Source organism: bacterium (genome assembly GCA_024226335.1).
GTDB lineage: Bacteria > Myxococcota_A > UBA9160 > SZUA-336 > SZUA-336 > JAAELY01.
On record JAAELY010000232.1, the window covers coordinates 24,925 to 36,306 of the forward strand.

Below are 11,382 nucleotides of genomic sequence, written 5' to 3' on the forward strand. Positions count from 1 at the left end.
AGGGGGAATCGGCGTGATTAGACGACTTTTCATTGTAACGGTCGTGGCTATGGCCTTTGGTTGTGCCAGCACTGGGCCCGAACCAGCGGCCGAGCCGGAGAAAACGGAAAGCTTCAAAGAGGCGGCTCCGGATCCCGGACTCAATACGGCCGGCCAGAGTGGCAGAGGTGCGGATGCGAGTTCCGCTGATCTGCTCTCCGTCTACTTTGGCTTCGACGATCACGGCCTCGGCTCTGAGGCGCGAGCCGCGCTCAAGCGGAACGCCGACGTGATGTCTCGGAACGCCGATCTGCGCGTGACGATCCAGGGCAATGCGGATGAACGCGGCAGCGAAGAGTACAATCTGGCCCTCGGTCAGAAGCGCGCCGATTCAGCTCGACGCTATCTGATCGACCTCGGTGTTGCGGCTTCGCGCGTCGGAACGGTCAGCTTCGGCGAAGAGAATCCGGCTATACGCGGGCATAACGAAACCGCCTGGGCGAAGAACCGGCGGGACGACTTCGTCGCAAGGTGAGGTATCTGGCCCCCCCGGTACTGCTGAGTGCTGCGGCGCTGGTGTTCAGTTTAGGCTGCATCACCGTGCCGGAGTTTCAGGCAGTTCGCCGGGACGTCGAGGATCTGAAGCAGGCTCGCGGAGGCGGAGGGGGTGGTTCCTCTTCTCGCCTGGCCGAACTGGGCGTGGAGGTCGCATCGCTCCACGAAGAGATCGCCAATATGCGGGGCGAGATCGAAGCGGCACGCCACCTTGCCGACACTGCCATGGAAGAGGCCGTTGCGGCCCGTGAGGTCGCGAGTCGGGCCAGCGCCGCTGCCAGGCCGGCAACGCGCGATGCCTCGGGCTCGGGAAGTGGTCCGACAAGCCAGGGCCAGCCGGCTGCCGGTTCGCCGAATATCGTGACGCCCACCGCCGCCCCCACACCCATGAGCGGCGTCGGTGGCGAGGTCAGGGACTACGAAGAGGCTTTTCGCCGCTATCGCGCCGGAGAGCACGTTTCAGCCATTGACCGATTTCAGGCCTTTCTCCAAACTCACCCGTCTTCAGATTATGCAGACAACGCTCTTTTCTGGATGGGAGAGTCCCACTTCAAGCTCGGTGACCACGAACAGGCGGCGGTTACGTTTGACCAGGTGGTCAAGCAGTATCCCGACGGGAACAAAGTTCCCGATGCGCTCTACCGCCAGGGCATCGCGCTTTTGGAGATCGGAAAAAAGACAGGACAAAGTGCCTCCTACACACCGGCCGCTCGCCAGATCTTCGAGCGAATCGTTCGAGACCATTCGAGTTCCCCGCGTGTGACCGAGGCCCGCAGACAGTTGGAGATTCTCGGTCAGTGAGGAAGACGGATCAGAAGAAGTTCATCAAGTATCTCAACGAGAACAAAGAGCGCTTGATCGAGAACGCGCGCAAGGCGCTTGCAGGCGACATCCACCTGGACCCCGATGATTTCTCCGACGAGATCGACTCCGCGTCCTCCGAGAGCGGACTGGCTTTTGTCGGTAGGCTTCGCGAACGCGAACGGGTTCTCTTGCAGAAGATCGAAGCCGCGCTGGCGAAGATCGAAGCAGGCACCTACGGCAAGTGCTTGTCGTGCGGCGAGGATATCGGCCTCAAGCGTCTGCAGGCGCGTCCGGTTGCCACGCTGTGCATCGATTGCAAGAGCCAGCAGGAGAAGCTCGAGCACTAACCCCGGTTTCGGACATCCGGGCCCAGGAAATCCGGGAGACACCTCGCCTTGCCTCTCATCCTCGGCATCGAGTCCTCATGCGACGATCTGGCGGCGGCGCTCGTGCGCGACGGCCACCAGGTCTTGGCGTCGGTGGTGCACAGCCAGGATGCGGTCCACGCGCCCTATGGCGGTGTGGTCCCGGAACTGGCCAGCCGAGATCACGTCCAACACCTGTACGGTGTCGTGGGGCGCGCTCTCGATCAAGCCGGAGTCGGGCTGGAAGAGGTCGATGCGATCGCCGTCACCTCGGGCCCCGGTTTGATCGGATCCCTGCTGGTCGGTTTGTGCTTCGCGAAGGGGCTGGCTTATCGCACCGGACTGCCGCTGATCGGTGTGCACCACATCGAAGGGCATCTCGCGTCCGCATTGCTCGGCGATCGACCGCTGGAATTGCCTTTCCTGGGACTGGTCGTTTCCGGTGGGCACACCCAGTTCTATCGCGTGCAGACGCTGGCCGAACTGGTCCTGCTGGGCCAGACGCGCGACGATGCTGCCGGAGAGGCGTTCGACAAGATCGCCAAACGCATGGGCCTGGGCTATCCCGGCGGGCGCGAGATCGACGAGCGCGCGCGCTCGGGGAACGGGGAACGCTGGAGTTTTCCCAGGCCGATGCTGCGCGACTCGGGTCTCGAGATGAGCTTTTCAGGCCTGAAGACGGCGGTTTCGCTGGCCGCAACGCGTTGTGAGGAAGCCAGCGGCGGAGTGCTCGGAGAAGGCGATATCGCGGATCTCGCTGCCTCGTTCCAGGAAGCCGTCTGCGATGTCCTGATCGAAAAGGCGCAGCGCGCGCTCGACGAAACCGGGCTTTCGCGCATCGCGGTGGTCGGCGGACTTGCGGCCAACTCGCGACTTCGCGAGCGCATGGCGGCCCTGGCGAGCGAGCGCGGGCTGGAAGTCCGGTTCCCGGCGATCCGACTGTGCACAGACAACGCCGCCATGATCGGTGCCGTGGCCGACGGCATGCTCCGGGCCGGGCGCGTCTCTTCGCTCGATCTCGAAGCGTTCTCGCGGGTTCCATTGGGCATGGCGGGCGCGACCCCATGACCCGTATCCGCGATGCTCTCGCACAGCGCGGCCTGGCGCCGTCCAAATCGAGGGGGCAGAACTTTCTGCACTCTTCAGCGACCGCGAAGCGCATCGTGGAACTTACAGAATTGTGCAGTGACGACGCGGCCATCGAGATCGGGCCTGGGCTGGGTCAGTTGACGCGGCCGATTGCGGAAGTGGTACGCCGGTTGATCGCGATCGAGGTCGACCGCGGTATGGTCGCGGCGCTGCGCGACGACGGTCTGCCCGCGAACACCGAGATCCGCCACGAAGACGCGCTCAAAGCCGATTTGGGCGGCATGGTGCGCGAACTGGGCTCGCCCGTGGTCCTGCTCGGGAACCTGCCGTACAACATTTCGGGACGCCTGCTCGGCGCGCTCCTGGGACCGCGCAACCCGTTCCGCCGTTGGGGCTTCATGGTGCAGGCCGAAGTCGCCGACCGACTGCTCGCGGAGCCCGGCACCCGCAATTACGGCACGCTCTCGGTCTGGACCCGGCTTTTCTCCCGGGCGCACAGGGTCATGGAACTGGGCCCGGACGACTTCGTTCCCCGGCCCAACGTGCGCTCCACCTTTCTGCTGTTCGACCCGACCGAGGAGCCCGTCGAGATCGAGAGCCTTCCCGTTCTGCGCGCGGTGGTCCGAGCTGCTTTTCAACAGCGACGCAAGACCCTGCGCAGGGCCCTGAAAGGCAAGGTCGAGGGCAGTGATGCCGGTCTGGAGCGGGTGGAAATTGACCCGCAACGGCGCGGCGAAACCCTTTCAGAACATGAATTCCTGGCCCTGGCGAACGCCATCCACCGCGCGGGAAATGATTGACAGGCCCGCCCGAACGGACTTAGCCTCTCGGTAACAACAGTCCGCATCGAAAAAGCCCAGAAGCCTGGATCCCCGAAGGGACCGGGACCGAAGGCGCAGAATCGCTGCGGATGGCCGTGAGCCTTCCCCCCAAGGATCGCCCTCGACCGTCCTCAACGGCTTGCAACATCGTGGAGCGCCTTCCGCAGACGGAGGCGCTTTTTTTGTTGCGGGCATTCCCGCGCAGAGCGCGGGGAGGGAGGGCGGCATGAAAGAGACTCGAACTACGGTTCCCGGACTCGCGCGGATGAAGCGCGCCGGTGAGAGGATCACGATGCTGACCGCGTACGACTACGCGTTCGCGCGGATTCTCGACCGGGCCGGCATCGACGTACTTCTGGTCGGCGATTCACTCGCCAATGTGGTCCAGGGCAATGACACGACTCTGCCCGTGACCCTGGACGAAATGATCTACCACACGCGCCTGGTGGCCCGCGCCGCAAACTGCGCCCTGGTCGTGGGCGATCTGCCCTTCGGCAGCTACCACGGAAGCATCGACGACACCGTCAACAACGCCGTCCGCATGATGAAGGAGGGCGGGGCCCATTGCGTGAAGCTCGAAGGCGGCGAGCGCGTGGCCGAGCGCATCGCAGCGATCACGCGCATGGAAATCCCGGTCATGGCGCACATCGGCCTCACCCCGCAGTCGGTCCACAATATGGGCGGGTATCGGGTTCAGGGGCGCGGTGACGACGGACGCGAGCAATTGCTGCGCGACGCGCGTGCGGTCCAGGCCGCCGGGGCCTTCGCCGTCGTGCTCGAATGCGTTCCTGCGAAGCTGGCCGCCGAGCTGACCGCCGAACTGGAGATTCCGACGATCGGCATCGGCGCTGGCGTGCACTGCGACGGTCAGGTGCTGGTGATGCACGATCTGCTCGGTCTGGGCGAGGGCGCCCCCGCCAAGTTCGTGCGCCAGTACGTCGATCTCGGAGCGATCGTGACCCGCGCGGCCGAGATGTTCGCCGAAGAGGTTCGCCTGCAGAAGTACCCGGAAGATCATGAGTCGTACTGAACCCAGAATCATCCGCGCGGTATGGGAACTGCAGCAGTGGTCGGAGCGCATGCGCTGCGCGGGCAAGCGCATCGCGTTGGTGCCGACGATGGGCAGCTTGCACCTGGGGCACCTCTCCCTGTTGCGCATGGCTCAACATCACGCGGATCGAACCATCGTCAGTATCTTCGTCAATCCCACACAGTTCGGACCCAACGAGGATTTCGATAGCTACCCACGCGACCTGGAAGCCGACCTCGAGCAGGTGCGCAAGGTCGGTGCCGACGTGGTTTTTGCGCCCGAGCCCAACGAACTGTATCCGGCCGGCGACGCGACCTGGGTCACGGTGGATCGGCTGACACAGGGCCTGTGTGGACGCTCTCGCCCCGGGCACTTCCGCGGTGTGGCCACCGTCGTGGCGCGGCTGTTCCAGGCGGCTCGTCCGCACGTCGCGATTTTCGGTGAAAAGGACTACCAGCAACTGGCGGTGATCCGGCGCATGGCCCGGGACCTGCTCTTCGACACCGAAATCGTAGGGGCTCCGACCGTGCGCGAACCCGACGGGCTCGCCATGAGTTCGCGCAATCGCTACCTGAGCGACGACGCGCGACTCCAGGCCAGGGCGCTCAACATCGCGCTTCACGAAGCTCGGCAGCACGTCCGCGCCGGTGAGCGCGACGTGCGCTTCATCGCCGAAGCCACACGCCGGCGCATCGCGAAAGAACCGCTGGCAGAACTCGACTATGTCGAGATCTGCGATCCCGAAACCCTGGCTCCTCTCGATCGGATCGGGCGGCGAGCCATTCTGGCGGTCGCGGCGAGCTTCGAAGGCGCCCGACTCATTGACAACACTCTCCTGGAGGCAGACGGATGATCCGGACCATTCTCAAGTCGAAACTTCACCGAGCTACGGTCACGGACGCGAACCTCGAATACGAGGGTTCCATCACGATCGATACCGCGCTCATGGATGCGGCCGACCTTCTGCCCAACGAGAAGGTCGACATCTACGACTGCACCAACGGTGCGCGTCTGGCCACCTACGTGATTCCGGGCGAGCGGGGCAGTGGCGTGATTGGCATCAACGGCGCAGCAGCGCATCTGGTCAAGCCTGGTGATCACGTCATCATCGCCAGCTACGTCCAGATGGAGACGCAAGAAGCACGCGCCTACGATCCCCTCATCTGCTTCGTCGACGCTCAGAACACCCTCCGCTAGCATCTTTCGCCCGCCGCCCGATCGACTTCGGTTTCCTTTTGAGTGCTCTTCCCGAGAGCTCCGGGTGGCCAGCGGAGGAAGTTCGTGAGCGACCGGTTGTGGCCGCGGGTCTGGCGAAAGATCACAGACACGTTGCGACGAGATTTCGTCGCAGGTCTGCTCGTCTTCGTTCCCGTCGGCTTCACGATCCTCGGTGTGCTGTGGATCGTGAACCAGCTCGACAAACTGGTGCTGCCGCGTCTGTTCAGAGCGCTCGGGCTCGAGGCTCAACAACCTCCCTTCGTCGGCGCGCTGGCGACCATCCTCGTGATCCTGGTGATCGGCGCCGCGACGCGCAGCTTCATCGGACGCAGCGCGGTCACGATCTGGGAACGCATCGTCGAGCGAATTCCGGTGGCGCGCAGCATCTACGCCGTGCTCAAGCAGTTCATGCAGGCGATCGTCGGAGAAGCCAGCGGTGCGGCGAGTTTCGATCGCGTGGTGCTGTTCGAGTACCCGCGCAAGGGCATTTATACCTACGCGTTTGTCACGGGTTTGCAAAACGGTGGCCCCGAAGGGCTACCATCGGGAATGACGAAGGTATTCGTTTCCAGTACGCCGAATCCCACGACCGGGTATTTCCTGCTGGTTCCCTCGGATGAACTGATCGACACGAATCTCTCGGTGGAAGAGGCGTTCAAGTTGATCATCTCCGCTGGGATCGCCGATGGGCCCGCAACTGCGGGCGCCTCATAGCCGCACGGAACCTCTTCCCTTGAGCGAAGCCGAACACAAGACCATCTGCAAGAATCGCCGCGCTCGTTTTCAATACGAGATCGACGAGACGATCGAAGCGGGGCTGGTGCTCCAGGGATCGGAAGTAAAATCGATGCGGGAGGGGAAGGCGAACCTGTCCGACTCCTACGGCCGGATCAAGGGCGGAGAGGCGTTCCTGGTCAAAGCCCACATCGAGCCCTACAAGCAGGCCACCCACCGCAACCACGAGCCCGAGCGGGAGCGCAAGCTGCTTCTGAATCGCCGGGAAATCCACCGCCTGGGCGGCAAGCTTCGCGAGCGCGGGTTTACCCTCGTGCCGATCGAGATGTACTTCAAGGGTGGGCGGGCGAAGGTGCTTCTGGGGCTCGGGCGCGGCAAGAAGCTATACGACAAGCGTCGGACCATCGCGAAGCGCGAATCCGATAAGCGCCTGCAGCGCCTGACCAAGCGCAAGGCTCAGCGGCGATGAAGTGGCGACTCGGCGTGTTCGGCCTCGTGGGCGCGTTGCTGATCGGCTGTCAGACCGGCGGGACGAGTTACGAGCACAGCCGCTACGACTACTGGAGTTTCCGCGCGCGCTCCGGGCGACTTCCGGAGCCGAACTATCTACCCTGGGCCCTGCACGAGGAATCTCTGCCACTCGGGGGGCGCGGCTATGTGGTGTGTCGCTGGCCCGACGATGCCTTCCCGCTGCGCTACTACGTGGAGTCTCCGATCATTCGCGAAGAACTCCAGGACGAATTCCGACCACGAGATCCCGGGGAGTTCGTGGCTGCGGTCGAGCGCGCATTCGATATCTGGCAGAAGGCGATCGGTCGGCCGGTGCGTTTTCAGCGCGTGCACGAGCGCAAGGACGCGCGCCTGGTCGTTCACATGCAGGCGGACAAGAACGAGAGAGCCGAAGGCTTTGTGCTGGGCGTGGTGCGTGACGAAACCGAGCGCTGCCAGATCCAGGGCCGCGGCGAGCAACCCGATCAGGTGCGCATCGAATACCAGGTCGATGACGCCTACCTGTACATCAGCGACTCGGTCGGCCTCCTGACGCCCCATCAGGTCCAGTCGATCGCATTGCACGAGATCGGCCACGTGCTAGGCGTTTCGGGGCAACACAGTCCGCTGCGAGGGGACGTCATGTATCGCGTGGCGAGCGATCGTCGCGTCGACGCGCTGTCCCAGCACGACACGAATACCCTGCGCGCTCTGTACCGACTCGCGCCGGGCCGCATCTACGTGCGAACGGATGAAGCCCGCTCGAAACCGCTATCGGAAGTGCGCCGCGATCCGCCGCGCCTCGACCATGAGTTGCGCGACGATCGCTACGACGTAGAGGTGCGTTTTCCGCGCGGCTGGCAGGTGATTCGCTCTGCGCGCGGCTGGATTGCGATCGACGGACTGAGTTGGGACTACGACGCGTCGATTCAGGTGGTGTCGGGCCGAGGCGATTTCGATCCCGAGTACGCGCCCCTGAGCCTGAACCGACTCGTCACCGGTGAAATCCAGCGCTCGGAGATGCTCGAGATCGACGGTCAGCCGATCGCGCGCGTCGTCGCGAGTTCCGACGGTCGCACCGAAGAGATCAGCATGATCGGCTGGCAGAAGGGCTGGTTGGTGTTCGTGATCGCGGACTGTCGCAGCGAGGACTACCAGCTCTATCAGCCCTGGTTCCGCAGTGTGCTGCTCTCGCTCGATCACCCGGTCGAAGCGGCCAAGGTCTGGCGGCGAAAGCCCGGCGTTTCCGCGCCTCCTCGTTAGTTCGAATCGTTCGCGAGGTCTCGGCGGTAGACGGAGCGGCCGCCGAGAATCGTCTCGACCACGGCGATCCGATCCAGGGGATCGCTGAGCGGATTGCCGGACAGGATCACCAGGTCCGCGAGCTTGCCGGCTTCGAGCGATCCCTTGACTGAATCCTCGAAGTGCTGCCAGGCGGCGTCGATCGTCAGGGCTCGCAGGGCCTGCATCGCGGAGATGCGTTGTTCCGGGCCCAGTTCGAAGCCCGAGCGCGTCCGCCGGTTGACCGCCGCCCAGGCGAGGCGCAGAGGTTCCAGAGGTACCACCGGCACGTCTGCGTGGATCGTGAAGCGCAGGTCTCGCTCGATCGCCGAAGCCGCGGGACTCATGCGGGCTGCCCGCTCGGGTCCCATGAAGATCGTGCGGTGGCGGTCGCCCCAGTAGAACGTGTGCAGACTGAAGAAGCTGGGCAGGATGCCGAGTGTCTTCATGCGATCGAGTTGATCGTCGCGTGCCATCTGCGCGTGGATCACGATGTGCCGGGTGTCTTCGCGAGGATTCTCGCGCTGCGCCTTTTCGAACGCGTCCAGGATGTCGTCGATCGAAGCGTCGCCATTGCCGTGAACGGCCAGCTGGTAACCGGCTGCGTGGTAGCGGCCGACCTGTTCGATCAGTTCGTCGCGCGGAATGCGCGGGTAGCCGCGGTAAGCAGGATCGTCACCGGGGGGAACGAAGTAAGGCTGTGACAGATAGCCGGTGTAGCCCTGGATCGAGCCATCGCCGATCAGTTTGATCGCACCAGTTCGCAGACGTAGCGGATCCCAGTCGGGTGCCTTGATTTCACCCGCCAGCATGGCTTCGGCGCCGTCGAGTGCGGGCCAGACGACCAGCCTTACTTCGATGATCCCTAGCCAGGACATCCAGTCGAAGGCCCGGAACATGCTCAGCGCCGTCGCGCCACTCTGGGCGGTCGTCACACCCTGCTCCAGGTAGATCTCGCTTGCAGCGCGCATCATCTGCAATCCTTCCAACGCAGACGGCACCAGAAGGGCCTGCGCGGCGTGCATCGCGGTTTCCTCGAGGACGCCATCGGGAACTCCCTGTGCATCTCGTCGGATCACGCCGCCTTCGGGATCCGGGGTGTCCTTTGTGATTCCCAGCAGTTCCAGACCGGCGCTATTGAGCACCGCAAGATGTCCGGAAGTGTGCAAGACTGCGATCGGATGCTGGGGAGTAGCCTGATCGAGATCGTGGCGTGTGGGGTGTCGTCGCTCGGCGAGCAGAGTGTCGTCATAGCCCATGCCCACGATCCACTCGCCGTCCCCTGTTTCACTCGCGCGTTCCGTCAGGCGGGTGACCAGACTCGCGATCGTCTCCACGTTGCCGATGGGCGGGCTGTTCAGGTTGATGAAGACCGCGTACACGCCCATGCCCGGGAAGTGACCGTGCGCGTCGATGAAGCCCGGCAAGAGTGCGCGACCCTGCAGGTCGACCACGCTGGCGCCGTTCTCGTCGGCCCAGCCGCGCAACTCGGCCGCGTTCCCCGCTGCGAAGATTCGATCTCCCGCGACCGCGAGCGCGTCGACCACGGAATTCTCCGCGTCCATCGTGAGGATCGGACCGTTGACGTACAAGACGTTGCCGGGCCGTCCCAGATAGCTGCGCACGCCCGCGATGGCCGCCGCGATCACGATGAGAACCAGAACGATTCGCAGAAATTTCATGGTGCAATTCTATCCGGAGTGAGTGCATGAGTGGGCTAGACGCCGCAGTCAACGCCTGGGTCCGACCCGCGGCCGACGCGCTTTCGGCCCTCGTCTTCTTCAAGGTGTCGGTCGCTGGCGCGGAATTGCCACTGGTCGTTCTGTGGCTGGTGGCGGGGGCGTTCTTCTTCACGTTCCGCTTTTCATTCATCAATCTGCGGGGCTTGCGCCACGCTTTCGAACTCCTACGGCGACCGGCAGAAAGCGATCAGCCCGGCCAGGTGACGCACTTCCAGGCGCTTTCGACCGCGGTCTCGGGCACCGTGGGTATCGGGAATATTGGCGGCGTGGCGATCGCCGTTTCCCTGGGTGGGCCGGGCGCGGCGTTCTGGATGATCGTGGCGGGCTTCCTGGGCATGGCCACGAAGTTCGTCGAATGCACTCTGGGCGTGATCTACCGGCGCGAGAATCCCGACAGCAGCGTGCGGGGCGGCCCCATGTACTACCTGGAGCGCGGCTTCGGCGAACTGGGCTGGTCGCGGCTCGGTCGCGGCCTGGGGCTCTTCTACGCCGTGGGCATCGTGATTGGCTGCCTGGGGATCGGCAATATGTTCCAGTCCAATCAGGCGTTCGTGCAGATCGTGGGGGTGACCGGCGGCGCGGAGAGTTGGCTGGCCGACAAGGGCTGGCTCGTGGGTGTGACGATCGCCCTCGCGGTTGCATCGGTGATCCTCGGCGGCATTCGCAGCATCGCGCGCGTGACCTCGCGACTCGTTCCGTTCATGGCTGTTCTGTACCTGGCGGCGGCCTTCGTCGTGCTGGCGATGAACGCAGAGGCCTTGCCCTGGGCCTACGGCCAGATGATTGCGGGGGCCTTCAGTTCCGACGGTGTGGCGGGTGGAGCGCTGGGAACGATGATCATCGGATTTCAACGCGCCGTGTTTTCGAACGAAGCGGGCATAGGTTCGGCCACGATCGCGCATTCTGCGGTGCGCACCGGCGAGCCGCTCACCGAAGGCTATGTATCGCTGCTCGAACCGCTGATCGATACGGTCGTCATCTGTCAGGTGACTGCGCTGGTCGTGATCACGACGTCCTACTTCGTGCCCGGCTTCATCCACGGGGGGCTCGGTGGCATCGAGATGACTTCCGCCGCCTTCGAGCGAAATCTCTGGTGGGCGCCGGTGCCCCTGGCCGTCGCGGCCATGTTATTTGCGTTTTCGACGATGATTTCCTGGTCGTACTACGGCCTGGTCGCGTGGGTCTACCTGGTCGGTGATTCGCGCGCCAAGGTGCAGAGTTTCAACGCGGTGTTCTGCATCTTCGTGGCGTTGGGCTGCATGATCCAGCTCGAA

13 protein-coding genes are annotated in these 11,382 nt (G+C 64.0%); 12 read left to right on the forward strand and 1 reads right to left on the reverse strand.

All coding sequences use genetic code 11. From position 1 onward, the window contains the following. The first annotated feature begins 13 nt into the window (after positions 1–13). The 11 genes from pal (at position 14) to GY725_11360 (ending at position 8,348) form a co-directional block, all read left to right on the forward strand. Positions 14–514: a peptidoglycan-associated lipoprotein Pal gene (pal, locus tag GY725_11310; GenBank protein ID MCP4004774.1), complete on the forward strand. Its 501-nt coding sequence runs from the start codon at positions 14–16 to the stop codon at positions 512–514. 65 nt (positions 515–579) lie between these two features. Then, positions 580–1,335 (forward strand): tol-pal system protein YbgF, encoded by a 756-nt coding sequence (ybgF, locus tag GY725_11315; protein ID MCP4004775.1) that lies wholly within the window; start codon positions 580–582, stop codon positions 1,333–1,335. Further along, on the forward strand, positions 1,332–1,685 hold the full coding sequence (locus GY725_11320; GenBank protein MCP4004776.1) for a conjugal transfer protein TraR: 354 nt from the start codon (positions 1,332–1,334) through the stop codon (positions 1,683–1,685). Before ybgF ends, GY725_11320 begins: the two co-directional genes overlap by 4 nt. Positions 1,686–1,742: 57 nt before the next feature. Beyond that, complete coding sequence (gene tsaD, locus GY725_11325) at positions 1,743–2,771, forward strand: tRNA (adenosine(37)-N6)-threonylcarbamoyltransferase complex transferase subunit TsaD (protein MCP4004777.1); 1,029 nt, start codon at positions 1,743–1,745, stop codon at positions 2,769–2,771. Next, positions 2,768–3,592 (forward strand): ribosomal RNA small subunit methyltransferase A, encoded by an 825-nt coding sequence (rsmA, locus tag GY725_11330; GenBank protein MCP4004778.1) that lies wholly within the window; start codon positions 2,768–2,770, stop codon positions 3,590–3,592. The genes tsaD and rsmA overlap by 4 nt, the downstream gene beginning before the upstream one ends. Positions 3,593–3,839: 247 nt before the next feature. Continuing rightward, on the forward strand, positions 3,840–4,643 hold the full coding sequence (gene panB, locus GY725_11335; GenBank protein ID MCP4004779.1) for a 3-methyl-2-oxobutanoate hydroxymethyltransferase: 804 nt from the start codon (positions 3,840–3,842) through the stop codon (positions 4,641–4,643). Continuing rightward, positions 4,630–5,496 (forward strand): pantoate--beta-alanine ligase, encoded by an 867-nt coding sequence (locus GY725_11340; protein MCP4004780.1) that lies wholly within the window; start codon positions 4,630–4,632, stop codon positions 5,494–5,496. Before panB ends, GY725_11340 begins: the two co-directional genes overlap by 14 nt. Then, entirely contained in the window at positions 5,493–5,840 is a 348-nt protein-coding gene (locus tag GY725_11345; protein MCP4004781.1) for an aspartate 1-decarboxylase, read from the forward strand. The genes GY725_11340 and GY725_11345 overlap by 4 nt, the downstream gene beginning before the upstream one ends. Before the next feature lie 84 nt (positions 5,841–5,924). Then, positions 5,925–6,575 (forward strand): DUF502 domain-containing protein, encoded by a 651-nt coding sequence (locus tag GY725_11350; GenBank protein MCP4004782.1) that lies wholly within the window; start codon positions 5,925–5,927, stop codon positions 6,573–6,575. Beyond that, complete coding sequence (gene smpB / locus GY725_11355) at positions 6,547–7,065, forward strand: SsrA-binding protein SmpB (GenBank protein ID MCP4004783.1); 519 nt, start codon at positions 6,547–6,549, stop codon at positions 7,063–7,065. Before GY725_11350 ends, smpB begins: the two co-directional genes overlap by 29 nt. Then, positions 7,062–8,348, forward strand: a complete 1,287-nt coding sequence (locus tag GY725_11360; protein ID MCP4004784.1) for a matrixin family metalloprotease — start codon at positions 7,062–7,064, stop codon at positions 8,346–8,348. Before smpB ends, GY725_11360 begins: the two co-directional genes overlap by 4 nt. Here GY725_11360 and GY725_11365 read toward each other — a convergent pair. Next, a complete protein-coding gene (locus tag GY725_11365; GenBank protein ID MCP4004785.1) occupies positions 8,345–10,048 on the reverse strand; it encodes an amidohydrolase in 1,704 nt (567 codons plus the stop codon). The two genes, GY725_11360 and GY725_11365, sit on opposite strands and share 4 nt — an antisense overlap. Positions 10,049–10,074: 26 nt before the next feature. Here GY725_11365 and GY725_11370 point away from each other — a divergent pair. Next, a partial coding sequence (locus GY725_11370; GenBank protein ID MCP4004786.1) for an alanine:cation symporter family protein occupies positions 10,075–11,382 on the forward strand: 1,308 nt, incomplete at its 3' end.